General features: G+C 38.2%; 23 protein-coding genes and 1 tRNA gene. 16 read left to right on the top strand and 8 right to left on the bottom strand.

The window, feature by feature from the left end; all coding sequences use genetic code 11:
• Positions 1 to 2 precede the first annotated feature (2 nt).
• Genes B9T28_RS01715 through B9T28_RS01680 form a run of 8 tightly spaced genes read left to right on the top strand, consistent with a single transcriptional unit; the run spans position 3 to position 6,619 of the window.
• The gene (locus B9T28_RS01715) at positions 3 to 1,301 is read left to right on the top strand and encodes an NAD(P)/FAD-dependent oxidoreductase (protein WP_086202229.1); all 1,299 of its coding nucleotides are present in this window, start codon (positions 3 to 5) and stop codon (positions 1,299 to 1,301) included.
• Positions 1,301 to 1,846 (top strand): DUF3261 domain-containing protein, encoded by a 546-nt coding sequence (locus B9T28_RS01710; protein ID WP_086202228.1) that lies wholly within the window; start codon positions 1,301 to 1,303, stop codon positions 1,844 to 1,846. The genes B9T28_RS01715 and B9T28_RS01710 overlap by 1 nt, the downstream gene beginning before the upstream one ends.
• Positions 1,847 to 1,882: 36 nt before the next feature.
• A complete protein-coding gene (locus tag B9T28_RS01705) occupies positions 1,883 to 3,070 on the top strand; it encodes a beta-ketoacyl-[acyl-carrier-protein] synthase family protein (protein ID WP_086202551.1) in 1,188 nt (395 codons plus the stop codon).
• Positions 3,071 to 3,075: 5 nt separating this feature from the next.
• Positions 3,076 to 3,519: a hotdog family protein gene (locus B9T28_RS01700; RefSeq protein ID WP_086202550.1), complete on the top strand. Its 444-nt coding sequence runs from the start codon at positions 3,076 to 3,078 to the stop codon at positions 3,517 to 3,519.
• Positions 3,520 to 3,537: 18 nt separating this feature from the next.
• On the top strand, positions 3,538 to 4,263 hold the full coding sequence (locus tag B9T28_RS01695) for a 3-ketoacyl-ACP reductase FabG2 (protein WP_086202227.1): 726 nt from the start codon (positions 3,538 to 3,540) through the stop codon (positions 4,261 to 4,263).
• A complete protein-coding gene (locus B9T28_RS01690) occupies positions 4,263 to 5,483 on the top strand; it encodes a beta-ketoacyl-ACP synthase (protein ID WP_086202226.1) in 1,221 nt (406 codons plus the stop codon). The genes B9T28_RS01695 and B9T28_RS01690 overlap by 1 nt, the downstream gene beginning before the upstream one ends.
• Before the next feature lie 22 nt (positions 5,484 to 5,505).
• Positions 5,506 to 5,940, top strand: a complete 435-nt coding sequence (locus B9T28_RS01685; RefSeq protein WP_086202225.1) for an excinuclease — start codon at positions 5,506 to 5,508, stop codon at positions 5,938 to 5,940.
• Positions 5,941 to 5,965: 25 nt separating this feature from the next.
• Entirely contained in the window at positions 5,966 to 6,619 is a 654-nt protein-coding gene (locus B9T28_RS01680; RefSeq protein WP_086202224.1) for a 4'-phosphopantetheinyl transferase family protein, read from the top strand.
• A gap of 81 nt (positions 6,620 to 6,700) precedes the next feature.
• Here B9T28_RS01680 and secF read toward each other — a convergent pair whose 3' ends face one another.
• The 7 genes from secF to queA form a co-directional block, all read right to left on the bottom strand.
• A complete protein-coding gene (secF, locus tag B9T28_RS01675) occupies positions 6,701 to 7,666 on the bottom strand; it encodes a protein translocase subunit SecF (RefSeq protein ID WP_171263425.1) in 966 nt (321 codons plus the stop codon).
• A gap of 7 nt (positions 7,667 to 7,673) precedes the next feature.
• Complete coding sequence (gene secD / locus B9T28_RS01670) at positions 7,674 to 9,575, bottom strand: protein translocase subunit SecD (protein ID WP_086202222.1); 1,902 nt, start codon at positions 9,573 to 9,575, stop codon at positions 7,674 to 7,676.
• 53 nt (positions 9,576 to 9,628) lie between these two features.
• Positions 9,629 to 9,958, bottom strand: a complete 330-nt coding sequence (yajC, locus tag B9T28_RS01665; RefSeq protein WP_086202221.1) for a preprotein translocase subunit YajC — start codon at positions 9,956 to 9,958, stop codon at positions 9,629 to 9,631.
• A 216-nt stretch (positions 9,959 to 10,174) separates the two neighbouring features.
• Positions 10,175 to 11,305, bottom strand: a complete 1,131-nt coding sequence (gene tgt, locus B9T28_RS01660) for a tRNA guanosine(34) transglycosylase Tgt (protein WP_086202220.1) — start codon at positions 11,303 to 11,305, stop codon at positions 10,175 to 10,177.
• Between the two features lie 410 nt (positions 11,306 to 11,715).
• The gene (locus B9T28_RS01655) at positions 11,716 to 12,282 is read right to left on the bottom strand and encodes a LemA family protein (protein ID WP_086202219.1); all 567 of its coding nucleotides are present in this window, start codon (positions 12,280 to 12,282) and stop codon (positions 11,716 to 11,718) included.
• 23 nt (positions 12,283 to 12,305) lie between these two features.
• Positions 12,306 to 13,331 carry a hypothetical protein gene (locus B9T28_RS01650; RefSeq protein WP_086202218.1) on the bottom strand — a complete coding sequence of 342 codons (1,026 nt, stop codon included), beginning with the start codon at positions 13,329 to 13,331 and terminating at the stop codon, positions 12,306 to 12,308.
• Positions 13,332 to 13,501: 170 nt separating this feature from the next.
• On the bottom strand, positions 13,502 to 14,533 hold the full coding sequence (queA, locus tag B9T28_RS01645; RefSeq protein ID WP_086202549.1) for a tRNA preQ1(34) S-adenosylmethionine ribosyltransferase-isomerase QueA: 1,032 nt from the start codon (positions 14,531 to 14,533) through the stop codon (positions 13,502 to 13,504).
• Positions 14,534 to 14,713: 180 nt separating this feature from the next.
• Here queA and B9T28_RS01640 point away from each other — a divergent pair.
• From B9T28_RS01640 to B9T28_RS01625, 4 genes are all read left to right on the top strand, one after another.
• Positions 14,714 to 14,800, top strand: a tRNA-Leu gene (locus B9T28_RS01640).
• Between the two features lie 313 nt (positions 14,801 to 15,113).
• Positions 15,114 to 16,373: a sensor histidine kinase gene (locus B9T28_RS01635; protein WP_086202217.1), complete on the top strand. Its 1,260-nt coding sequence runs from the start codon at positions 15,114 to 15,116 to the stop codon at positions 16,371 to 16,373.
• A gap of 94 nt (positions 16,374 to 16,467) precedes the next feature.
• Positions 16,468 to 19,218, top strand: coding sequence for a bifunctional [glutamate--ammonia ligase]-adenylyl-L-tyrosine phosphorylase/[glutamate--ammonia-ligase] adenylyltransferase (gene glnE, locus B9T28_RS01630; protein WP_086202216.1), 2,751 nt, complete (start codon positions 16,468 to 16,470; stop codon positions 19,216 to 19,218).
• A 26-nt stretch (positions 19,219 to 19,244) separates the two neighbouring features.
• Positions 19,245 to 20,171, top strand: coding sequence for a branched-chain amino acid transaminase (locus B9T28_RS01625; RefSeq protein ID WP_086202215.1), 927 nt, complete (start codon positions 19,245 to 19,247; stop codon positions 20,169 to 20,171).
• Positions 20,172 to 20,250: 79 nt separating this feature from the next.
• On the opposite strand, the gene B9T28_RS01620 is transcribed toward B9T28_RS01625, so the two are convergent.
• Positions 20,251 to 21,180 carry a PIG-L family deacetylase gene (locus B9T28_RS01620; RefSeq protein ID WP_086202214.1) on the bottom strand — a complete coding sequence of 310 codons (930 nt, stop codon included), beginning with the start codon at positions 21,178 to 21,180 and terminating at the stop codon, positions 20,251 to 20,253.
• A gap of 365 nt (positions 21,181 to 21,545) precedes the next feature.
• Between B9T28_RS01620 and B9T28_RS01615 the strand changes: the two genes are divergently transcribed.
• The 4 genes from B9T28_RS01615 (at position 21,546) to B9T28_RS01600 (ending at position 25,084) form a co-directional block, all read left to right on the top strand.
• Positions 21,546 to 22,310 (top strand): glycosyltransferase, encoded by a 765-nt coding sequence (locus B9T28_RS01615; protein ID WP_086202213.1) that lies wholly within the window; start codon positions 21,546 to 21,548, stop codon positions 22,308 to 22,310.
• 27 nt (positions 22,311 to 22,337) lie between these two features.
• A complete protein-coding gene (locus B9T28_RS01610) occupies positions 22,338 to 23,330 on the top strand; it encodes a Stealth CR1 domain-containing protein (RefSeq protein ID WP_086202212.1) in 993 nt (330 codons plus the stop codon).
• Positions 23,330 to 24,088, top strand: a complete 759-nt coding sequence (locus B9T28_RS01605; RefSeq protein WP_086202548.1) for a glycosyltransferase family 25 protein — start codon at positions 23,330 to 23,332, stop codon at positions 24,086 to 24,088. The genes B9T28_RS01610 and B9T28_RS01605 overlap by 1 nt, the downstream gene beginning before the upstream one ends.
• 84 nt (positions 24,089 to 24,172) lie before the next feature.
• Positions 24,173 to 25,084 carry a glycosyltransferase family 32 protein gene (locus B9T28_RS01600; RefSeq protein WP_086202211.1) on the top strand — a complete coding sequence of 304 codons (912 nt, stop codon included), beginning with the start codon at positions 24,173 to 24,175 and terminating at the stop codon, positions 25,082 to 25,084.
• The last annotated feature ends 14 nt before the right edge of the window (positions 25,085 to 25,098 follow it).

Genomic DNA, 25,098 nt, shown 5'->3' with positions numbered 1-25,098 from the left:
GAATGGATTTATTACAATATACCGATGTGGTGATTATTGGAGCAGGGCCATCGGGAAGTTCAGCAGCGGCCTTGTTACGACAAAAAGGCTATGCGGTTATGATTATTGAAAAACAACATTTTCCCCGATTTTCAATTGGGGAGTCATTATTACCACAATCCATGGTGTTTTTAGAAGAAGCGGGTTTACTCGAAACGGTACGTGATCATGTAGAGGAATATGCGTTTCAATTTAAAAATGGCGCTGCCTTTTTAAGAGGAAAGCAACGCAGTTTTTATAATTTCACAGAAAAATTTACCGATGGCCCAGGAACAACGTGGCAAGTTCGCCGTGCTCATTTTGATCATTTGTTAGCATCAGAGGCTGCAAATAAAGGCACTGATATTCGTTTTGGACATGAAGTTGTTGCCGTAAATGTTGCAGTCACTCAGCCCGTTTTAACGGTGAGTAATGAAGCTGGTGAACAGTATCAGATCCAAGCTAAATTTTTACTGGATGCTAGTGGTTTTGGGCGTATTTTGCCAAAATTTTTGGACTTAGAAAGCCCCTCCGATTTTCCTGTACGGCGCGCTATTTTTACCCATATTGAAGATGGAATTCTAGATGATCCCGAATTTGATCGTGAAAAAATTCTGATCTCTGTACATGAAAAAGATCATCGAGCTTGGTATTGGTTAATTCCATTTGCAGATGGCCGATCTTCTTTTGGTATTGTTGCTGAACAGGATTTCTTTGATCAGTATCAGTTTGATGATACAACTTCAGAAACATTATTAGCGACATTTAAACGGATTCTTGCGGATGAACCGAGTTTATCGCATGTATTACGCCAGATGAAGTTTGATACTCCAGTACGGACTTTGGTTGGTTATTCAGCCAATGTAAAACAGCTTGCAGGTCAGAATTTTGCCCTATTGGGGAATGCGGGGGAGTTTCTAGACCCAGTGTTTTCGTCAGGCGTAACCATTGCGTTAAAATCTTCGAGTTTAGCTGTACCTTTGGTCGATCGTACTATTCGTGGTGAAGCCGTGAATTGGATGGATGAATATGAAAAACCATTACGTAAGGGAATTAAAGTCTTCCGTGCGTATGTGGAGGCATGGTATGACGGTGAATTCCAAGATGTGGTATTTTCCAATAATCAAAATGATAAAATACGCAGAATGATTGCATCACTTCTAGCAGGTTATGCATGGGATGATGCAAATCCAATCCATCGAAATGCACGACAGCGTTTAAGTACTTTGGCAGAATATTGCCGTGAAGAAGTTTCTCAGGAAAAAGTGGTAGAGATGGAGTGATGCAATTGAAATGGATTGGCGGATTGTTTGGGATTATGCTTGGATTAAATTTAAGTGGATGCCAGGCATGGATACCGAAAGCCCAAGGTCTGGCATCGGCGCAATGGGCAGTTCAATCCTACCAACGACAAGATCAGGTTGAAGTGCAATGGAAACAGCAAAGTTTTAGTTTTTTGTTATATCAGCAGCAGCATGGGCTAAGTTTGGATTTAGTTGCGTTAAGTTTAACAGGGCAACAGTTGTTTAAACTGAAATTTGATGGTCAACAGGTTTACGTAGAACAACGGATTGAGCAAATGAAGTTATTGCCTTTCAATTTTGTGGTACGTGATATTTTATTTGCAACGTATCCAAATTTTGCTCAACTACAGCATGATCGGGTCGCCGTTCAATACGATGGTGAAAAAAATCAAAGTATTTTGATAAATCAACAGCCTGTTTTGCACATTCATGATCTTACAGATTATATCGAACTTGATAATGTACAAGTGCCTTATCAAATGGTGTTTAGTACAGTACCTAATACTTTAGAAAATAATGAATAGAGTATCATCATGATTAAAAAAATAGATGAAAGTATCATGAAGCGACAAAATTCTGCAGTTGGAATTCAATTTTCAGTGGGGTTGTCTGCGTTAGGTTCAACAGTAGAACAATTGCAACAGCATCTTATCCAACAAAAAACGAGTTTAACGTTCACGAGTGGTTTGATTCCTGAAAAGAGTGTATGGGTTGGGGCATTTCAAGCTGACTTAATTGAGCAAGTGCCTGAAGTATTACAATCTGTAGATAGCCGTAATTTACGTTTTGCATTGACTGCTTTGCAAAAGATCGAGCCAGAGATCCAGCAATATGTGCAAAATTTTGAGAGATCTCGTCTAGCCATTGTCTTGGGAACATCGACCTCAGGCATTGCTGACAATGAGCCGGTTCTCGCTGAATATTTTAAAGGGAATCCTGAGGTACAGGTGTATCAGCATAAGCAAGAAATGGGATGTCTTTCCAAAGCTGTACAACAGTATTTAGGTTGGGAGGGCTTGGCATATACCATTTCGACTGCATGTTCATCTGGGGCTAAAACATTTGCAGCAGGGCAACGTTTAATTAATGCAGGACTAGCTGATGCAGTATTAGTGGGTGGTGTAGATACTTTATGTAAACTCACTTTAAATGGGTTTAATAGTTTAGAAAGTTTATCTAATGATATTTGCCGACCATGTGGTCAGCAGCGTGATGGTATTAATATTGGAGAAGCCGCTGCGTTGTTTTTATTATCCAAAGAAAATGCTGATGTTATGTTACTTGCAACAGGTGAATCAATGGATGCATGGCATATTTCAGCACCTCACCCTGAGGGTCAAGGGGCGGCTGAGGCTATGCGAAAAGCACTCATGATGGCGGAGGTTCATTCGAGTGAAATTGGCTATTTAAATATGCATGGCACGGCAACACTGCAAAATGATGCAATGGAAGTTAAAGCGGTACGCCAAGTATTTCAAGATTTCAATGTGCCATTAAGCAGTACCAAACATCAGACTGGACATTGCTTAGGTGCGGCAGGTGCAATAGAGGCTTTTATTTGCATGCAAGTTTTAAGGGATCAAAGTTGGTTGCCGTTGCATCATCAAGGTGTGTTGGATGCGGAATTGGATGATCTGAATTATGTTGAAATAGCTCAATTGGATCAGTCAATCGACTATGTAATGTCAAACTCGTTTGCTTTTGGTGGCAGTAATATCAGCCTAATCTTTGGAACAAAAATGAAATGACCATAATGACTCCAGTGAATGCAATTGATTTTATTCCTCATGAAAAGCCCATGGTTTTTATTGATCATATCCTTGAAGTTGGGGATAACTTCGCAATTGTTGAATTATTCATCACACCTGAATTAATGTTTTGTGAAGAGTATGGGCTGCCAACGTGGACCAGTATTGAACTTATGGCACAAACAGTCAGTTTATATGCGGGTTCGCAAGGTCAAAAATTAGGACAAACACCTAAAATTGGTTTTTTGCTCGGTACACGTAAGTTGATTTTGCCTGTGGCATATTTTGAACTTGGAAAAATAGTTAAAATTAAAGTAGAAAGACAATACTTACATGAAGGTTTAGGCCAGTTTTCCTGTGAAATACTGTATGAGGCACATACTATCCAAGCCATGCTCAGTGTGTATGAACCTGTAGAAGCATCTGAATCAAAATTTGGCAATATATAAAATAATTAGGGTAATACTGTGACGAGAAGAATTTTAGTAACCGGTTCAAGCCGAGGAATTGGTAAAGCGATTGCTTTACAATTGGCGCAAGCAGGGTTTGACGTGACTATACATGCACGGTCAAGACAAGCAGAAGCGCAAGCTGTGGTGGAGCAGATTCAAGCTCTCGGTCGAAATAGTCATTATTTATTATGTGATGTGACAGAGCGTACTATAACGAGCCAGTTGCTTGAGCAGGATATTGCTGAGCATGGTGCATTTTATGGCGTCGTTTTGAATGCGGGTCTGACCCATGATGCCGCTTTTCCTGCATTAACCGATCAAGATTGGGATGACGTCATTAGTACGTCTTTAGATGGTTTTTATAATATTTTAAAACCGCTAGTGATGCCGATGATTCGTTTAAAAAAGGGTGGTCGAATCGTGACCATGTCTTCAGTATCAGGAATTATGGGAAATCGTGGACAAGTCAATTATAGTGCAGCGAAATCTGGATTGATTGGTGCGACCAAAGCACTTTCTTTAGAATTGGCAAAACGCAAAATCACCGTAAATTGCGTTGCACCAGGGTTGATCGAAACAGAAATGGTCACCGATGAGGTGAAGCAACATGCACTGAATATGATTCCAATGCAACGGATGGGGCATGTTGATGAAGTCGCGAGTGTTGTAAGATTTTTGTGTAGCGATGAAGCGAGCTATATCACCCGTCAGGTTATTTCAGTCAATGGAGGGCTGATTTAATGAAACGTGTTGTTATTACTGGAATGGCGGGTATTACCTCTTTGGGAGAAACGGCCGATGCTATTTTTACCCAATTTGCACAAGCAAAAAGTGGCATACGTTATATGCCAGAATGGGAGATATTCACTGACTTAAGATGTAAAATTGCAGGGCCAGTCGAATCTTTTCAAGTGCCTAAGCATTTTAATCGTAAAGTGACTCGTGGAATGGGGCGCGTCGCATTGATGTCTGTGATTAGTGCAGAAAAAGCATTAACCGATGCTGGATTACTGAATGATCCTATTTTAGCTAATGGTGAAACTGGGGTGGCTTTTGGTTCATCTGCCGGTAGTGTCGATGCGGTGGCTGAATTTGGCAGTATGCTCTTAGACCAAAATATGGGGAAAATGAATGCGACCACTTATATTCGAATGATGTCACATACCAGTGCTGTGAATATGACTGTGTATTTTGGTTTAAAAGGGCTGACTTTACCGACCTCAAGCGCTTGTACCTCAGGATCAATGGCGATTGGTCAAGCCTATGAAGCCATTAAATATGGTAAACAGACGGTGATGCTTGCGGGTGGTGCAGAAGAGTTGAGTGCAGCAGGTACGGCTGTCTTTGATGTGCTACTGGCTACAAGTGGTATGAATCATCAACCTGAAAAATCTCCGCGTCCTTTTGATACTGATCGTGATGGATTGGTTGTTGGTGAAGGTGCGGGTTGTTTAATCCTAGAAGAATATGAACATGCAAAAGCCCGTGGCGCAAAAATGTATGCTGAAATTATTGGTTATGGCAGCAATACCGATGGTCAACATGTAACACGACCAGATTCTGAAATGATGGGGCGCTGTATGCAATTGGCACTTAAAGATGCCGATATTTCGGCTGATGCAATTGATTATGTCAATGCACATGGTACTTCAACGGATCAGGGTGATATTGCAGAAACGCAAGCAACGGCAAGGGTATTAGGTAAAAAGCCGATTAGCTCATTGAAAAGCTATTTTGGACATACTTTAGGTGCTTGTGGCGCAATTGAAGCTTGGCTGTGTTTGGAAATGATGCATCGGAATAGTTTTATTCCAACCTTAAATCTCAATAATATCGATCCACAATGTGGAGATTTAGATTATATTGTTGGTCAGATTCGCTATATAAATGCTGAAATACTCATGAGTAATAATTTTGCATTCGGAGGAATTAATACCTCCATTATTTTTAAACGTATCTAATAATAGAAAATAGGATATTACAATGCTAATAAAGAAAGTTTGTGCAGCGATCATATTATGTTGTGGGGGAATTATTTCCGCTCAAGCTGCTGATGAGACGCATCATTTTAATTTTAAAGAAGCGGTAGAGCGAGCTGTCGCAGATGGAACTTTAGATGGTTCAGTTAAGTTTTATTTAGCGGGAACAAAATCTGGGGGGCACATCATTGCAAAGGGTTTAGTCACTAATAAAAAAACCAATGGATTTGCTAAAACGGCTGAAAATGCATGTGACCATGTACTTCGTTCTGCATTGATTCAATTTCAAAATACAGCGAAAGCGAAAGGTGCTAATGCGGTCACTAATTTAGTCAGTTATTACAAATCTAAGGAAACTCAAAGTACCACAACGTATGAATGCCACAAAGGGGCAGCGATTGCTGGTGTCGCATTGAAAGGCGATATTGTTAAGTTTTGATGCATAAGTAGGATACATTGGGTTAATGACACAGCGCACGATTCAAATTCATGTTCAAATATTAACTCAATTTATACCTTTAGATCGATCTAACTTTGTTGATTTTTCTACATTTAATAGCTATAAAAAACGATGTATTGCTCAACAACGTAATCAGTATTTAACGACGTTTTTTCTTCAAAAAATTTCAACTGAAGACTTTGCTAAAACTGAACATGGAAAACCATATTTATTCAATTTTCCAAAATATTCATTCAATCATTCGCATAGTCAAAAAAATTATACGCTTGCATTGTCACAACATGTCCAAGATCTGGGTGTTGATATTGAAGACTTAGATCGTAAAGTACGTTTTGAGGCTTTGGCGAAACATGCGTTTCATCCTAATGAATATCAGACATGGGAAGCTTTGGATTTTGATCCTGTGTACTGGTTTAAAGTATGGACGACAAAGGAAGCTGTACTTAAAGCATCAGGTTTAGGTATTCGTTTAAGTTTGAATGAGTTAGATACTCAAGCCCATGCTTTAAGCGATGGGGGAATATGTCAGCACCCTCAGATTGGTATATTTGCTTATCAAAATTATCAGCTTGCACATTGCATGCTTACCGTTGCTTGGAGAGCAGAGCAGTCCTGTAAAGGATTCTCTTTTCCACAGATTCAAGTGATCCAGCATTAACAAGTTAATTATTAGCCCTGAATATGAGCATCGTAAACAAAAAAAGCCCATCATATGATGAGCTTTTTTTGTTTTGAACGATTAAGGAATTTCTTGTTCATCAAACTCAGGTTTAACTTGTACGATAAAGTCCTGACGGTTTAGACCACGCCATAACGCAAAAGCTGTACCAATATAGATTGATGAATATGTACCTACAAATACACCAACAAACATCGCGACTGAGAACCAATGTAAGCCATCCCCACCCAAGAACATCATGGCTAGAACAACCAGCAATAAGGTCATAGAGGTATGAAAGGTACGCTTTAGGGTTTCAGTCAATGCAATATTGACAATCTCTAAAGGTGTTGCACCACGAATTTTTCGGAAATTCTCACGAATACGATCTGATACGACAATGTTATCATTGAGTGAGAAACCGATTAAAGCCAAGACCGCTGCAAGAACAGTTAAGTCAAATGGCCATTGCATCATGGCAAAAATACCTAAAGTCACAATCACGTCATGCAGTAGCGAAAGTACCGCACCGACAGCCAATTTAAACTCAAAGCGAATGGTGACGTAAACCAGCATCAGTAGCATAGCAAGTGCTACAGCACCCGCTGAACGAATGTAAAGTTCATTCCCGACTTGTCCACCGACAACATCTACTTTATGCACAATTGCCGTGTTGTCTGGTAATTGGATTGCTTTGGTAATGGCATTGCTTAAATCATCGACCTTAACATCATCTTGTGCAGGCATACGAACGATAAGATCGCGATTAGTACCAATCGTTTGCACGACAGGATCATGAAAGCCTGCTTTATCTAAAGCTGCCACAACTTCAGCCGATTTTACTGGCTTGCTGTAATTAAGTTCAGCCGAAATACCACCCGTAAAGTCTAACCCGAGGTTGAGACCTTTGGTGGTAATGAAGAACAAGCTGGCAATGGTCAAAATGATGGAAATGATTGCCGCAGGTTTGGCAATCTTCATAAAATTAATTATGCGTTCATCATCTGGACGACCGTATTTTTTAGGTTGAGTCACTTCAGTCATCATCGATCTCCTAAATGCTCAACTTTTTCAAATTACGTTTTTTACCGTAAATGAGTTGGATGATAGCACGCGTTACAGTAATCGCTGTAAACATCGAGCATACAATACCAATCATGAGTGTTACGGCAAAGCCTTTGATTGGACCAGTACCAATCGCAAATAAAATGAATGCCACGAGGAAGGTGGTTAAATTCGAGTCTAAAATAGTATTATAGGCTCGATCATAACCCGCAATAATGGCTTGCTTAGGTGATGCGCCCCAACGTATTTCTTCTCGTATTCGCTCACAAATCAAGACATTGGCGTCAACAGCCATACCGATGGTAATCACGATACCCGCAATACCCGGTAAGGTGAGTGATGCACCAATCCAAGACATGATCGTCAGAATCATCGCCAAGTTAATGACTAAGGCAAAATCTGCAATCAGACCAAATAGACGGAAGAAGGCAACCATCCACAAAGCGACAAGAATAAAACCGACTTGCGTTGAAAGTACGCCTTTATCAATGTTTTCTTGTCCTAGGCTTGGCCCCACGACACGTTCTTCAACAAAGTACATTGGTGCAGCTAAAGCACCAGAACGAAGCATTAACGCAAGTTCAGCCGCTTCTTGAGGTGAACTCATTCCAGTAATACGGAATTGTGCACCGAGTACAGCTTGAATGTTTGGTGCGCTGAGCACAACTGATTCTGCATAAGGGGTACGCACTTCAGTTTGTGCACCTGTTACAGGATCGGTCACAGTACTTACTTTTTGTTTATTTTCAATAAACAAAATGGCCATACGTTTACCTACAGCATTGCGTGTTGCATCTGCCATAAGTTTTCCACCAGCACTGTCCAAAGTAATATTAACTTCAGCACCACCAGAATCTTGACTAAATCCACTCGCTGCATTTTGAACGCGTTCGCCAGTTAAGATCCGGCTACGATTGAGCAGTATTTCTCGACCACTATCCAGTGATTGATAAGCGAAAGCTTCTGTACCAGGAGGTAAAGGTTGCCCATTTAACTTACCCGTATAACGATCGACATATTGATCATTTAAATCGGAAACTAAACGGAATTCTAAGTTTGCAGTACGACCCAAAACACGTTTTGCTTCGGCTGTATCTTGTACACCCGGGAGTTCAACCACAATGCGGTTGCTACCTTGCGTTTGCACCAATGCTTCGGCAACACCTAGCTCATTAATACGATTTCGTAACGTGGTTAAGTTTTGGTTTAATGCATAGGATTGAATTTCTTGCTTCGTCGCATCGTTATAGGTCAACTTCAGTGTAGAACCTGTATCGGTTGCAATCGCTTGCTGCGTATATTTATTCCCATTGCGGCGTAAAAAATCCATCGCATTGGTACGGTCATCATTATTTGCAAATTGTATAGTGATGACATTGTTATTTAATGACAAATTATTAAATTTAATTTTATTGTCACGGAACTCACGACGTAAATCTGTTTCTGATGTTTCCATACGTTGTGCAACAGCTTTGTCCATATCTACTTCAAGTAAGAAGTGAACACCACCGCGTAAGTCCAAACCCAGCTTCATTGGTTTAGCACCAATTTTTTGCAACCATTCAGGTGTGGTTGGTGCAAGGTTTAATGCAACTGTATAATTTTCACCGAGTCCATTGGCTAAAGCTGCTTTGGCTTTTAATTGAGCCTCTGATGTGCTTAAACGTAGGAGTGCGGCATTTTTGGTGAAAGTATTATCATGACTGCTAATATTTTCGTTTTTTAAAATTTGCTCTGCTTTTTGTATAACGGTCTGGTCAATGACGGTACCTGCCTTGGCACCAGAAATTTGAACAGCAGGTTCATCAGGATACAAACTTGGCAGTGCGTATAATGTACTGATGATTAAAACAACCAAAATCAGTATATATTTCCATGCAGGGTAACGCATTTGCTTTCTTCTTAAAATGAAAAAGTCGTGCTAGTAGCACGACTGTTTTATGATTAAAGGTTATTTAGTGTGCCTTCAGGCAATACTGAAATGACACTCGCACGTTGGATTTTAACTTCATTACCACGGTTTAGCTCAACGACTGCAAAATCACCTTCGATCTTGGTGATACGTCCCATTAAACCACCCGCAAATACAACTTCACTGCCTACGCCTAAGCTTTCAACTAAGTTGCGATGTTCTTTTGCGCGTTTTGCTTGAGGACGCCAAATGAGGAAATAGAAGATTGCTACAAATACAGCAATCATTAATATGTTTGCCATCATGCTTGGACCTTGTGCAGCTGCTGGTGCAGCGTGAGCAGAAGAAATAAAAAAGCTCATTTTAGTTTCCTAAAGTTAAATAACGGGTGTCTTTTTGTGGTCGTTGAGACTTCAATATGGTTACAACTGAAAAAATTTCTAGTTAATAACGTTATATATTTTGAAATAACAAAAACCACATGACATTTAAATTGACTTGTTCTGCAATTTACATTGTCTTGAGTTTGAGCGCAAATACTGATGACGGAATATTCAATGCTGTTTTATATTTGAATATTAGTCTTCAGGGCAAGGCGGAACGTCTAAACCACGACGCTGATAAAAATCAGTTACATAGTCATCAAAAGTACCGTTATCTAATGCATCACGGATATCTTGAGTAAAACGTTGGTAATAACGTAAATTATGAATGGTTCCCAGCATTGAACCGAGCATTTCACCACATTTTTCTAAATGGAATAAGTAAGCTCGAGAAAAGTTGCTACAGGTATAGCAATCGCAGTGTTGATCTAGTGGACGTTGATCGTGACGATATTGTGCATTACGAATTCGGACTAAACCATCGGTGACAAAATAATGACCATTGCGTGCATTACGTGTTGGCATGACACAGTCAAACATATCGACACCACGACGAATGGCTTCAACAATATCTTCAGGTTTGCCTACACCCATCAAGTAGCGTGGTTTATCTGCCGGCATTTTTACTGGAAGATAATCCAAGACCTTGATCATTTCCTCTTTGGGCTCGCCCACAGAAAGACCACCAATCGCAAAGCCATCAAAGTCAATTTCTTTTAAACCATTAAGTGATTCTTCACGAAGATCTTCATACATGCCACCTTGGATGATACCGAACAAGGCATTTTTATTTTTTAACACATCATGATGTTGAGTTTTACAACGCTTCGCCCAACGTAAAGAAAGCTGTAATGATTTTTGCGCCTCTTCATGTGTTGCTGGGTAAGGTGTACATTCGTCAAAAATCATGACGATGTCGGAATTCAAAGTATGTTGAATATCCATTGAAATTTCAGGCGATAAAAAGACTTTTGAACCATCAATCGGTGAACGGAAAGTCACACCATCTTCTTTAATTTTACGCATAGCACCCAAGCTGAACACTTGGAAGCCGCCTGAATCGGTCAAAATGGGTTTGTTCCATTTCATGAAACCGTGTAAGCCACCATGTTCACGAATGACATCTAAACCAGGACGTAAATAAAGATGGAATGTGTTACCTAAAATAATTTGAGCTTTGATATCCTCAATATCACGTGGCAACATACCTTTAACCGTGCCGTAAGTACCGACAGGCATGAATACAGGCGTTTCAATTACGCCATGTTCAAGCGTTAAACGACCACGACGGGCACGACCCGACTGACCTAATTTTTCAAACTTCATAAAATATCCAGATCTAGCGAAAAAACAGTTCGCTGATGGTGTTGCAAAAGGGGGTTATTTTCCTAGATTCTGAGATTGGATGCCACAAAATTTACAATATTATTATGATGAAGTATTTAGAGTATTTTGATGTACTTAAAAGATTGATGCAGTGCGAAATGATTTTATGCAATTCATCATTTCTATTTGATTCAACATGAGTGCATGGATGAGTAAGAACAAGTGTTTTGTAAGGTTTTAATCTAGATCTGAGTTGTTGAACGGCATTACTTTTAATTCATATTGATCTTATAGAATGATTGAAAGAGAAATAGCACAATTCAGGATATTTCTCTTTCATGAGATCAGTCAATAAGGATTTTTTTAATGATTGCTTATGCAGTTATGAGCTTATGTGTATCGTGAACGGGTTAAAAATTAGGTCGATAGTCAAAATTTTGTAACGTAATTGAATCTGAAAATGGACGAATCGACTTCTTTGCCAAAGTTACACTGTTAATGAGGTTGTTGGGAAAGATTTGAATGGTGTTATTAAACTCTTCGACATTTCGGTTAAAGATGGTAATCGCAGCACCGACATTTTCATTTTGTTCTTGAATATCATCCATCATCTTTGCATACAAAGTATCTGCTTTTAATTCTGGATAGTTTTCAATCACGACATTTAAGCTACGCATCACATCTTGGTTGAGCTTTTCAATATGTTGTAAATGTGAGACATCGGCATGATCGAGATTTAAATTCAAAATTTGTTGGCGTAATTCTGTCACTTTTTCTAAAGTCGATTTTTCAAAGTGAGTGTATTGCGCTAGCGTTTGCTCTAAAGCCTCCAAAGTTTTAACTTTTTGGCGTTCAAAATTGGCCACTTCAGCCCACGCTCGTTTGGTTGCATTAAAATAACGAACAATGTTATTACGAATTGAAATCGCCCAAATTGCAGCGATAACAAAAATACCAATAAAAATCAATAAACCCATAGTCGTTATTCCTTGTTTATTTGTTATGCAATTAAGTTTAGCATGCTCTGTTTGAAATTTTCATATTCAGGTAAGGTCAATGTACGCAAATGGCCTCTTAATACAGAAATATCGGTGATGTCTTGTTTCTTTCGAGATACACGTAATAAGTTTTGCTCACCAATATAGCAGAGTATATTCTCTTGAAAATGATAGACCACATCACCTGAATAATGCTCAAAAAAATCACTTAACTTTAAGGTTAAACTGGGGCTAATGGTTCGTGCAAGTTGATGCTGATCATAGCCAAAGATATGTAGGTTTTGATTGACTAAGATATCACTGGTTAACCAAGTTTGGGTATACGGATAAATAAACTCATCATGTTGATTGCTGGCAGCAAAACCTAAAGCTGGCATTTGAAAGATAAAAGCCCCCCATTGATCTTTATGGATTTCCTTTATTTTTTGTTTTTCAGTATCTAAACCACGTATAGAGAGTTCATTGGCATAGTGATATTGAAACAGCATCACTTGGTGCTCAATTTCTCCATCATGCCAAGTTGTAGATGCAAACTGGATAATTTCATTAGAAACATTGCCTTGAGAAAACAAAGGAAAAGTTTGTTTCAACTTGCTCAGGACCAATAATGGATTACTGGTGGCTGAAATATAGCTTGGCATCTTATTAAAGTGTAAATCGTAGCGAAGTAATAATATTCGTTGTTCTAAATATTGAGTGATCTCCACAATAGGATCCTCACTTTCATAGATAAGATAAGCAAGGAAACCACAGAGGAAACTTGCCAGCAAACTTAAAGGATAGGGGAAATAAGGATGAATAAACCAGCCAATAAGGATGGTTAGAACAGCAATAATAATGAGTAAGCGTGGAATGGTATTATAAAAGGATAAATCTTTGCTTGTACCCCAAGGATGTAAGGCATCTAAAATATCTTGTGCAGACGTTGCTTGTCTGCCGATATCCCAAAGACGCGCGATATTTTCCATGACTTGTTTATTTTTTTTAGTTCTAAGATGAAGAATGTACTGTACGGTATCTAGAGGCATGAAATCTGTATGAGCTTAAGTGGCAGTTAAGGGGATTTAAGCACAAGTATTAAATCGTAATGTGCTGGATTATGCGCTAAAAACAATCTATTTGAAATTCTATCTCTTTAAATTTTTGAGTATTTTTATTGATAAAAGAGCTGGTTGTTGCCAGCTCTTTTATTTCAGCTTTAGATTCGATCAACCAACATAGCATCACCATAACTAAAGAAACGGTATTGTTGAGCAATTGCATGCTGATAAGCATTTAAAATATTTTCTTGATTGGATAATGCTGAAACGAGCATTAATAGTGTTGATTCAGGTAGGTGGAAGTTCGTGATTAATCGATCTACCACGCAGAATTGATAACCTGGATAAATAAAAATTTGTGTATCACCCATCCACGCACCAATTTTGCCACCGCAGGCTTGAGCTGCACTTTCCAATGCACGAGTCGCAGTGGTCCCAACGGCAATGACTTTATTACCACGTGCTTGGGTCTCTTGAATGAGTTTGGCAGTTGCTTCTGGCACATCGCACCATTCACTATGCATCACATGATTTGCAATATCTGTAGTGCGTACAGGTAAAAATGTGCCTGCGCCCACATGCAATGTCACGAAAGCTTTATGGATGCCTTTTTGTTCCAATTGATCTAATAAGTTTTGGTCAAAATGTAGGCTTGCTGTCGGTGCAGCAACACTGGCTAGTTTGGTGGGATCATTAAATACGGTTTGATAACGAACGGTATCAATTTCTTCTGCTTCACGATTGAAATAAGGCGGGATTGGTAGTTGGCCATAACGATCTAAAACTTGCAAAATAGGTTGTGAAAATTCAACTTCAAACAAATTTTCATGACGACCAATGACTGTGACTTTAATTGCATCTTCACCAATAAAGAGTTCAGCTCCCGCTTTGGGTGAATTACTGGCTTTAATATGACAATGCGCAATTGTTTGATTAAAAATACGTTCAACCAAAACTTCAACGGCACCACCAGTAGCGCGCTTACCTTTAAGGCGAGCTTTCATCACTTTAGTATCATTCAGCACCATTAAATCACCTTCTTCGAACAGATCTAAAATATCTGTGAAGTGAAGATCTTGATAACTGCCACTGGTATTTAAATGAAGGAGGCGAGAAGCACTGCGAGTTTCTAAAGGATAACGGGCAATAAGTTCATCGGGGAGGTCAAAATTAAAGTCAGAAAGTTGCATCATGGAATACGATAAAAACTGCGAAGTAAAAACTGGAGCTAGTATAGTCTTTTTTCGATTTGATGGCTAAAATTGCTGATTTATACATCAAAATAACCAATTGTGATTTAAAAATAACCAATTGTAAAAAGTTGTCGTTGACAACAAAATCAAACACGCTATTATACGCACACAACCTCTCCCGAGGTGGTGAAATTGGTAGACGCGGCGGATTCAAAATCCGCTGTCAGAGATGACGTGTCGGTTCGAGTCCGACCCTCGGGACCAAATTCAGAATCATGAGATTCTAAAAACCCCAAGCTTGTACTAAAGGCTTGGGGTTTTTTATTGTCTCAATAAAATGTGATTAGATTGCATGGTATTTATTTTTTATTATAATAAGTTATTGTTTGTATTTTAAAAATAACTTTAAAGTGAAGCGTGAAGTGAAATAAATAACGTTTTGCTTTCGATAAAGAAATCTATTCAGTGTTTCTTCTTAACGAAACAGTATGAATTTAAAAATATTATTGATATATTGGATTGTGTAAGTTTTGTAAAAATATAAATAAAATACTCATCATTGCTAGAGAGGCGGGGTATGAGGCTAGAATTTTTAGAACTTGGTCAGGCTGATCAACTCAGTGCATGCAAATTATCTTTGTTATTAGGCGTTTTTACCGCAGATAATCGTATTGATGGGTTTTTAAAATGTGCACGAGGGATTTTACAAGCAGATTGTGCAATTTTAGCTTTTCATCATGAGCCATATATTTGGTATTCATCTCAGGATGGCTTTAAAGCATTACAGGCAAAAAAAGAAGCCAATTTAACGCCTTATTTTGCAGGTGATTGGGTGCTTGATTTGCATCATGAGAACTTTCCGGCTTTTTCACAACATATTCAAGATCTTGGGGTTAAGCATCATCGAATTGTCGCTTTTGATTTAAAAATCAATACGACGGAATCTATTGGTCAAGTCATTTTATTTGATCAAAAAAAAGAATCCTACAGTGCGCAAAATTTAGAACTGGTACAAGAGTTTGCCATGAGTATCATGGATATTATTGAGTTGCGTTTAGAATATGATGAGTTAAAAGAATTATACGAACAACAATCTGCATTAAATTCAAGTAAGACAAAATTTTTCCAAATTATTGCGCATGATTTACGCGCGCCATTTCATGGTTTAATTGGCTTCTCTGAGGTCTTGGCAGAAGAGCGCGATACTTTAGCTGAGCCTGAAATTCAAAATATTGCTGAATATTTGCATGATACGACTCAGTCGACCTATAACTTGTTAGAAAATTTGTTGAATTGGGCCATGGCTGAAGGTGGTCGTTTTGTCTATCACCCAATCCATTTTAATTTAAAGCAAGTGACGCAAATTGTTTATGCAGTACTCAATACGCTTGCAGTTAAAAAAAATATTGAACTGATCGAAGATGTTTCTGAGGACATTAAGGTGTTTGCAGATATCAATATGATGACATCGGTGATTCAGAACTTGGTGTCAAATGCTTTAAAATTTACCCATGTTGATGGCTCGGGCAAAGTTTCGATTCGCGCCAGATCATCCGCACAGGGTGTAGAGGTTGAGATTCAAGATTCGGGTTTAGGTATGACAAAAACGCAAATCGAAACGATCTTTGATCCGCATATTCAAGTGAGTCTAAAGGGGACATCGGGCGAAAAAGGGACGGGTTTAGGATTGGTGCTGTGTAAACGATTTATCGATTTAAATTACGGGAAAATTACCGTGCAATCGAAAGAGGGTGAAGGAACCACATTTAAAGTATTATTACCAACAGCGGCAAAGACGAGTTCTGTTTTGCAGGTGCAAGAGTATTTACATCAATAAGCATTTAAAATTCAAATAAAAGTAAATTAATTTTTCTCAAATTAGTTTTCACCTGCTATAAATAAAACATAATTAAGACGTACAGGCTTTTCCGATGAACGCTGAACAATTGCAAAAAACTTTACGTGCAAGTCAGTATGCAGAACAAGTATTAAATTTACATCAAGCTGTTTTAGAACAAGATTATGCAGTTGATCAATTTAGTAGTTCCTTCTCAACGGAAAAGATTCAGCATCTAGTACAAGACGCTTTAGTCTCCATTCATGATGAAATGACGTGGATGCATACAATTCGTGTATTGCGTGCTCGTCTAATGTTTCGTTGGATTTGGCAAGATGCCAATCAAATGACTGAGGTCGTGACATTAACGCGTGAGCTTTCCGATTTTGCCGATGCCAGTATTATTGCTGCAAAAGCTTTTGCACGTGCTCCGTTGGTGGCGAAACATGGAGAGCCGATCGGTTATTCCGGTAAGGTGCAAGATCTGATTGTGATCGCCATGGGGAAATTGGGTGCACAAGAGCTGAATTTATCCAGTGATATTGATTTAATTTTTGCCTTTGATGAACAAGGTGAATGCAATGGGCGCAAGTCGATTGATGTGCAACAGTTTTGTATTCTTTGGGGGCAAAAGTTGATTTATCTGCTTGACCACATCACGGCAGATGGTTTTGTTTTTCGGGTCGATATGCGTTTGCGCCCTTGGGGTGATGGTTCTGCCTTAGCCATCAGTCATGTCGCGCTGGAAAAATATTTGAGCCAGCATGGGCGTGAATGGGAGCGTTATGCATGGATTAAAGCCCGCATTGTTTCGGGGGGTAAGGAGGGCGATGATTTACTCGAGATGACTCGTCCTTTCGTGTTTCGTAAATATGTCGATTACACTGCATTCGAAGCGATGCGCGAAATGAAAGCCATGATTGAGCGTGAAGTTACACGCCGTAATATTGAAGATGATATTAAATTAGGTGCCGGTGGTATTCGAGAAGTTGAATTTATTGTCCAAGTTTTCCAGTTAATTTACGGTGGTTCAAAACTAGAATTACAAGATCGGCAATGTTTAGTCAGTTTGCAGCATTTGGGTCAGGTGGGGCTTTTAGAACAAAATGCTGTCTCAGACTTAGAGGATGCTTATTTATTTTTGCGCCGTGTTGAACATGCGATTCAGGCATTAAATGACCAACAAACACAGTCACTTCCTACAGAGCCAGATTTACGCCATAGAATGAGTGAAACATTGGGTTTTGAGAGTTGGGAAGCATTCATTGCGTGTTTGAATCAAAAGCGTAGCAAAGTGATTTACCAATTTGAGCATCTTATTAAAGAAAAAGGTTTGGATGCTACAGTTGAAAACTTTGGTCAATTGGAAAAGCAATTGGATGTGGTTCTTGATGAAAAAACTAAAAACTTAATTCATGAGTTTTGGTTTGGTCATGCGATTAAGAAATTACCTGCTAAAGCGGTACAGCGTTTAAAAGAGTTTTGGCCACATTTAATTGAAGTTGTTTTACAGTCAGATAAACCACAAATTGCATTGCTGCGCTTAATGCCTTTAATTGAATCTGTCATGCGTCGGACTGTGTATTTGGTGATGCTGATTGAAAGTAAAGGTGCCTTACAACGCTTGGTGAAAATGGCAACGGTCAGCCCGTGGATTTGTGAAGAGCTCACGCATTACCCTGTATTGCTTGATGAATTTTTATCCATGGATTTTGAATTGCCGAAGCGCCAAGATTTAGAAGATTCATTACGCCAACAATTATTACGCATTGAAATAGATCAAGTTGAAGATCAGATGCGGGTGTTAAGATTGTTTAAAAAATCCAATGTCCTGACTGTGGCTGCCAGTGACGTATTGGCTGAAAGTCCGTTAATGAAGGTGTCTGATGCCTTAACCGATATTGCTGAAGTGTCCGTCAGTGCCACTCTCAATTTGGCCTATCAAACGGTGGCTAAAAAACACGGCTATCCATTGGATGTGGAAGGGAACAGATGCTCATTGAGTCATTTAGCATTTGTGGTGGTGGGGTATGGAAAAGTCGGTGGAATTGAACTGGGATATGGGTCAGATTTAGATCTAGTCTTCATTCATTATATGGATGAACAGGCAGACACGGATGGTCATAAAGTTATCAGCGGTTTTGAATTCGCTATGCGTGTTGCACAAAAATTTATGTCCTTAATGACGACCCAAACTTTAGATGGGCGTGTGTATGAAATTGATACGCGTTTACGACCATCCGGTGAAGCGGGGTTATTAGTCACCAGTTTGAAAGCATTTGAACAATATCAAATAAAACGTGCTTGGGTGTGGGAGCATCAAGCTTTAGTGCGTGCACGCTCAATTGCAGGTGAGCAAACTTTACGAGATAAATTTGAACAATTGCGCTGTCGCATTCTAACTTTACCGAGAGATGAGCAGACGGTTCGTGCAGAAGTATTGAAAATGCGTCAAAAAATGAAGGATCATCTTGGGTCATCTAAAGAACAGAAAAAAGATGGAATTTTTCATTTAAAACAGGATGCAGGAGGTATCGTTGACATAGAATTTATGGCACAGTATGCCGTGTTAGCCTGGAGTGGGACGAATAAAGATCTCGCCCATTATTCCGACAATGTACGAATTTTAGAAGATGCTGCAAAAGCCGGTTACTTATCCAGTAACGATGTATCTGCTCTGATTCAAGCCTATCTCAGTGAACGAGCCGAGAGCCATCGCTTAGCCCTTGCAAACCACAGTATGCAAGTTAGTGCAGCAGATTGGCGCGATACCCGAGAGGTCGTTTGCAAGTTATGGCAAAGATTAATTGATCCAGCTGCGGTTTTCGCGTTGGAAAGTGAATAATTGTATAAAAATTTGGAGTGTGTGCCATGAACTTGGCTGATCGTGATGGTTTTATTTGGCAAGATGGACAATTGGTTGACTGGCGTGAAGCGAAAATCCACGTCTTAACTCATACATTACATTATAGTATGGGGGTCTTTGAGGGTGTCCGTGCTTATGAAACGCCTAATGGTACTGCGATTTTCCGTCTCCAAGATCATACGAAACGTTTGCTAAACTCTGCAAAAATTTATCAAATGAAAGTACCATTTGATCAAAAGACTTTAGAACAAGCTCAAATTGATGTGGTACGTGAAAATAAATTAGCATCATGCTATTTACGTCCAATTATTTTTATTGGTTCGGAAAAACTCGGTATTGCAGCAACAGACAATACCATTCATGCGACTGTCGCTGCATGGAGCTGGGGTGCTTATCTTGGTGAAGAAGCGATGACCAAAGGCATTCGTGTAAAAACCTCTTCATTCACACACCATCATCCCAATGTGACTATGTGTAAAGCGAAAGCATCAGGTAACTACACCTTGTCTATTTTGGCACATCAAGAAGTTGCACATTCAGGCTATGATGAAGCAATGTTGATGGATCCTCAGGGTTATGTGTGCCAAGGTTCTGGCGAAAACGTTTTCTTAGTCCGAGATGGCGTAATCCATACCCCAGATATTTCGGGCGGCGCTTTAGACGGTATTACTCGTCAAACCATTATTACGATTGCTAAAGATTTGGGTTATGAAGTGATTGAACGTCGTATCACTCGTGATGAATTTTATATTGGTGATGAAGCATTCTTCACGGGTACTGCAGCAGAAGTTACTCCTATTCGTGAATATGATGATCGTGAAATTGGCAATGGTACACGTGGTCCAATTACTGAAAAAATTCAAAAAGCTTACTTTGATGCTGTTCAAGGTAAAGATCCAAAATATGCACACTGGTTGACTTACATCAAATAAGTCTAGTGTTATAGAAAAAGGCATTGTTCTCTCACATGAGAACAATGCCTTTTTTGTGCAAAAGGATTAAGTAGCTATTCTAAGATTGGGAGATATTTTCCTGTGATGCGGGTATAGTGTAGCTTTTATATTCTTTACCCACCCATTGCATATGATAGGGATCATCATTTTTTTTATAACCATGAGTATCTAATTCATCACCCATTATTTTCCAAGTTTCAAAACTTTTGTCTTTATCTTCACCTTGTAAGTTGATCGGTTTGGTTTTAATAAAATAGGTTAAATAAGCAAATAGAGATTTTTTAGGCACTGAAATTTTTGGGTAGATGTCTAATAAAATAAGCGATGTTGCACGATGATCTAGATGATCACCAGGATTTCTCTCTGAATCTTCATCTGTAATATAGAAAGCGGCTTCTTGAGCGTTTGCCATTTCTAGATTAATAATGTTAATTAAAGATTCTTTAATATCTTCAAGTGAATATTGCTGCTGGTGAACAACATCATAGATATATTGGCTTTTATGCTCAACAAGTTCATCTAATGAAGTGGTTTTATCTGCATCTGTTAATCTTAAATTATACAGGACAATACTTGAGCCGATAGAAATTCGAGTCACATAGCGTTGATTGATTAATACTTCATTTTCAACAACCTGATCTTTGTTATTGTTCCAAAAGGAAATGGCTGCGGTATGGGCTTTTTCACGAGCATGCCACCAAGAAATTGCGCGGAATACTTTTTTTCTATTTTTTCGGTTTGCATCACCACCCGTTAGAACAATAAAAACTTTCTTATCATCTGGATTATCAATAATTTGATGACGAGCTTCACAGCCCATAAACAGTTCAATATCATCTGGATGTGCCACCGTAAAAAAAGAAATTTTTGCGGTATTCTGAATAGCTGCTAAGTCAAGAGTAGTGGTTTTGGGAATGGCATGAGGAGATTTTATGCGGTAACCAAACGTTATGATGAAACGAAAGAGAAAAAGAAAGAAGTTTTTCATTTGAATACACCTAAGTTTTTTATTGTATGTAAAAAACATTTGAGTTACAGCGAAATTGAGGCAAATAGTATCGAATTTTCGCTTTTATAGGTAGTTTTATTGCAACAAACATTGCGCTTAAGCGCTATAACAGAAAAGCAGGTTAACGACTGCTGTATTGAAAGAGATGGTATTTAAGCATTGGTTGGACATTGTCGAAACAGATAAAAACGATGTTATATGTGATAGCTACTTGATATTCAAAGTATATGTAAATAAGTACTGTATAAGCATGTATTTATTCATACAGTAAACGTCAGCAAGCATTTTATTCTTAATATATAATGTTTTAAATTGGCGTATAAAAGAAATGTTAAGGTCTGACTATGACTCACGATGTTATTCCACAAAGTTTATCGGATACTGAGCAAAAAAATGTCATCTTGTGCATGAAATGGGGAACCAAATACGGTTCTGAGTATGTAAATCGTTTGTACAATATGGTAAAACGACATACAACCGTTGATTTTCAGATGGTATGTTTAACTGATCGTACCGAAGGCATTACTCCAGAAGTACAGTGTTTTCCAATTCCCTCTTTAGCTCTTCCTGAAGGGAGTCCTGAGCGTGGTTGGAATAAGCTTTCAACTTTTGAACCAGACTTATATGGTTTAAAAGGTAATGCGCTATTTTTAGATCTTGATGTTGTTATTGTTGATAATATTGATGACTTCTTTACCTACCCAGGTGACTTCCTCATTATTCATGACTGGAAGAGACCTTGGCGCATTACAGGGAATAGTTCGGTTTATCGTTTTAAACTCGGTGCATTTCCAGGGTTAATGCCTTATTTTCGTGAGCATTTTGATGAAATTCGTGAGAAATTTCGCAATGAGCAAGCTTATTTATCATGGTATGTCGATCAAGAAAAGAAACTCAGCTACTGGCCTGACAGTTGGTGTAAGAGTTATAAATATCATTGCTTGCAGAAAATTCCATTGGCATATTTTAAGCCACCAGTAAAACCTCAAGACGTTAAAATTATTATTTTCCATGGTGAAATTAATCCACCTGATGCAATTAATGGTGGCGGCGGTAAGTGGTATCGCTATGTCTTGCCATCGAAGTGGATTAAAGACGCTTGGCAATAATTTTTTTCAGATTTAGAGTGTGTTGTTATGAGTGATGTACTTCAGCCTGTCGATATCGTGATTACATGGGTAGATGGAAATGATATTGAACTGAGTAATAAGCGTCAGGGATATATGACAGAAACGGTTGCACGTGATGCTGCCAGTACAACACGCTTTGCAAATAATGAAGAAATTTATTTCTGTATTGCTTCTATTTTAAAGTATGTGCCTTATTGTGGAACAATTTATGTTGTTACGGACAATCAAAAGCCAGAATGGTTAGAACAGTTTGCCGTACAGAATATTTGTGCAACAGATAAAATAAAAGTCATTGATCATCGAATCCTATTCTCAGGTTATGAAAGTAGTCTGCCTACATTCAACTCGTTGACGATAGAGACGATGTTGTGGAATATTCCGGGATTATCAAGTCGGTTTATTTATTTAAATGATGATGTTTTTATGAATGCTCCTTCTGAGCTTTCAGACTGTTTTGTGGATGAAAAAGTTGTCATTTATGGTCAATGGAAAAGTAATTTTCTGATTAAGATGAAATATCTTTTTAGAAAATTTTTACATCAAACCATGGGTAAAAAATTACAACCTAAATTTACCACTGCACAAATGTTAAGTGCGGATATGGTTGGGCTTCAGCGTTATTACGAATTGCATCATCGTCCACATTTTATTAAAACTGAAGTGCTGCAAGATTATTTTATGCAGCATCCTGAAATTTTGAAGCAGCAAATTAGTTTTAAGTTTAGATATTTTGAGCAGTTTTTGCCTATAGGTTTAGCCAATCATCTGAGTATCCAACAGGATCTAGCCATACTTAAGCCTGATGAAAAAGTTGCATATTTAAAGCCTGATGATGATATTTCTAGATTTTTGAATGCATTACAGAATGATGAAATTAAGTATGGTTGTATTCAGAGTTTGGATTTGATGGCTGAATCGAAACAAGTATTGGTTCGCACTGCAATGATAGAAAAGTTTGGTGATTTTTTACCGAAAGAATTGAAGGGTCAAGTAGTATGATGAAAGTAGAAACATATCTAATTAATTTAGATGGTAGTGATGAACGCTTAAAAAGTGCGACTGAACAATTAAATTCTGAACAGGTGAGTTTTACTCGTTTTGCTGCCGTTGATGGTCGTGGTAAACCATTATCAAGTTTCAAAAATTACAATGACCAAAAAGCGGTAGAGGTAATGGGGCGTAGTTTAATTAGTTCTGAGCTCGGCTGTTATTTAAGTCACATAGGTTGTTTGGAAAAATTTTTAATGACAGATTCAGATTATCTAATTGTCGTTGAAGATGATATTCGTCTTTTAGATGGATTTAAAGTAACGGTAGATGCCATGCTTGAATGGCTACATCAAAATCCTGATGTTGATTGGTATGCGATGAATTTAGGTGCCAAGAAAAATAAGATGTCTAAAAAATTATTTACTTTTGAAGGACGCGATTTAGTTCGTGCTTATTATTATCCTATACGTTTTATTGGGATGATTTGGTCAAGAAAGGGTGCTGAAGCATTCTTAGATCATGCTAAAGAAATGTACATGCCGGTGGATAATTTAGCCCAATCATGGCTTTCACAAAATGGTAAAGGTTTATCTGTATGGCCTGCTGTGGTGAAGCCCAATGGTTTGGATAGTGATATTGATGGTGCTGCTGCAACGGATAGTATTCGACGTAATGATAAATCTGGCCGCCAACTTTCATATGGTTTAAAAAAACAAAAGCGGATGTGGCGTGATCGTTTTAATGCTGTGAAAAATATGATTCTTTGATGAGACTATTACATTTATTTAATGTTACTCCATATTTTAATAATGAAATTATTCGGTTAGATTAAGTTCATATAGGTCTTATTGATGAAAATATTTAAAAAAATATTTTACCTGACAAAATTTTATGTCATGTACTTTTATAAAATGAGAGAGAAAAATCCAGCCATAGATAATTATGCAGATATTTTGGTGCTTAATCCGTTAGAAAAACCAATTGAGATTCCTAAAAAAATTTGGATCTATTGGGAAGGTGATTTCCCTGTATTTGTAGAAAAGTGTATTGAAAATATTAAAAGAATAAACTCAAATTATGAGGTTAATATTCTTAATCCGCAGAATGTAAATCAGTATAGTGATATCAATTTTGCAGCACTAAAATCCGCGACGCCACAACAGAAGGCAGATTTGCTGAGGTTTAATCTAATTTATCTTCATGGCGGAATATGGTTAGACGCAAGTATTATCGTTTATGAAAATTTAGACTGGATTCAAACCCTGCTGAGTGAAAAAAAGACGGATAGCTTTGCTTTTTACCGCAAAAAAAATACGACGAATACGCAGTATCCTGTATTGGAAAATTGGTTGTTGGCGAGCGTGGCAAATAATCCATTTTTTAAAGCATGGTTTGAAGAATTGTATCGAGCAATAGAGCAAGGTCCCAAAAAATATATTAATACCATTAAACAAACAGATGTTAATCATGCTGATATTTTTCAGCAGATTGGGCGTTTAGAATATTTGGTTGCTTATGTTGCATGCCAAAAAGTAATGAGAACGAGTTTTCTAAGTATTACCCTGATTAACTGTGATGAAAATGCATTTTTTTATCAGGTCAACAATAGCTGGGTCAAAGAAAAAACGTTGATTAATATGGCTGTAAATTATCCGCCTGACGTTTATCCTAAGTTAATCAAATTGGCAGGAAAAGAACGGAATCATCTTAAAATTTACTATGAAAAAGGAATGTATTTTAAAGGTTCATTATTAGATATTTAACATATGGATTATAG

The organism is Acinetobacter silvestris (genome assembly GCF_002135235.1).
In the GTDB taxonomy this organism is placed as follows: domain Bacteria; phylum Pseudomonadota; class Gammaproteobacteria; order Pseudomonadales; family Moraxellaceae; genus Acinetobacter; species Acinetobacter silvestris.
This window is presented reverse-complemented; position numbering and strand designations above follow the sequence as displayed.

Bases quoted from the DNA above. Each gene is read 5' to 3' on its own strand.
- B9T28_RS01600 (WP_086202211.1), top strand. From the start codon at position 24,173: ATGAAAATATTTAAAAAAATATTTTACCTGACAAAATTTTATGTCATG.
- secF (WP_171263425.1), bottom strand. From the start codon at position 7,666: ATGATGACTGAAGTGACTCAACCTAAAAAATACGGTCGTCCAGATGAT.
- B9T28_RS01680 (WP_086202224.1), top strand. From the start codon at position 5,966: ATGACACAGCGCACGATTCAAATTCATGTTCAAATATTAACTCAATTT.
- B9T28_RS01605 (WP_086202548.1), top strand. From the start codon at position 23,330: ATGAAAGTAGAAACATATCTAATTAATTTAGATGGTAGTGATGAACGC.
- B9T28_RS01705 (WP_086202551.1), top strand. From the start codon at position 1,883: ATGAAGCGACAAAATTCTGCAGTTGGAATTCAATTTTCAGTGGGGTTG.
- B9T28_RS01700 (WP_086202550.1), top strand. From the start codon at position 3,076: ATGACTCCAGTGAATGCAATTGATTTTATTCCTCATGAAAAGCCCATG.
- B9T28_RS01650 (WP_086202218.1), bottom strand. From the start codon at position 13,331: ATGCCTCTAGATACCGTACAGTACATTCTTCATCTTAGAACTAAAAAA.
- B9T28_RS01655 (WP_086202219.1), bottom strand. From the start codon at position 12,282: ATGGGTTTATTGATTTTTATTGGTATTTTTGTTATCGCTGCAATTTGG.
- yajC (WP_086202221.1), bottom strand. From the start codon at position 9,958: ATGAGCTTTTTTATTTCTTCTGCTCACGCTGCACCAGCAGCTGCACAA.
- B9T28_RS01620 (WP_086202214.1), bottom strand. From the start codon at position 21,180: ATGAAAAACTTCTTTCTTTTTCTCTTTCGTTTCATCATAACGTTTGGT.
- B9T28_RS01615 (WP_086202213.1), top strand. From the start codon at position 21,546: ATGACTCACGATGTTATTCCACAAAGTTTATCGGATACTGAGCAAAAA.
- tgt (WP_086202220.1), bottom strand. From the start codon at position 11,305: ATGAAGTTTGAAAAATTAGGTCAGTCGGGTCGTGCCCGTCGTGGTCGT.
- B9T28_RS01710 (WP_086202228.1), top strand. From the start codon at position 1,301: ATGCAATTGAAATGGATTGGCGGATTGTTTGGGATTATGCTTGGATTA.
- B9T28_RS01610 (WP_086202212.1), top strand. From the start codon at position 22,338: ATGAGTGATGTACTTCAGCCTGTCGATATCGTGATTACATGGGTAGAT.
- B9T28_RS01690 (WP_086202226.1), top strand. From the start codon at position 4,263: ATGAAACGTGTTGTTATTACTGGAATGGCGGGTATTACCTCTTTGGGA.
- queA (WP_086202549.1), bottom strand. From the start codon at position 14,533: ATGCAACTTTCTGACTTTAATTTTGACCTCCCCGATGAACTTATTGCC.
- secD (WP_086202222.1), bottom strand. From the start codon at position 9,575: ATGCGTTACCCTGCATGGAAATATATACTGATTTTGGTTGTTTTAATC.
- B9T28_RS01715 (WP_086202229.1), top strand. From the start codon at position 3: ATGGATTTATTACAATATACCGATGTGGTGATTATTGGAGCAGGGCCA.
- B9T28_RS01685 (WP_086202225.1), top strand. From the start codon at position 5,506: ATGCTAATAAAGAAAGTTTGTGCAGCGATCATATTATGTTGTGGGGGA.
- B9T28_RS01625 (WP_086202215.1), top strand. From the start codon at position 19,245: ATGAACTTGGCTGATCGTGATGGTTTTATTTGGCAAGATGGACAATTG.
- glnE (WP_086202216.1), top strand. From the start codon at position 16,468: ATGAACGCTGAACAATTGCAAAAAACTTTACGTGCAAGTCAGTATGCA.
- B9T28_RS01635 (WP_086202217.1), top strand. From the start codon at position 15,114: ATGAGGCTAGAATTTTTAGAACTTGGTCAGGCTGATCAACTCAGTGCA.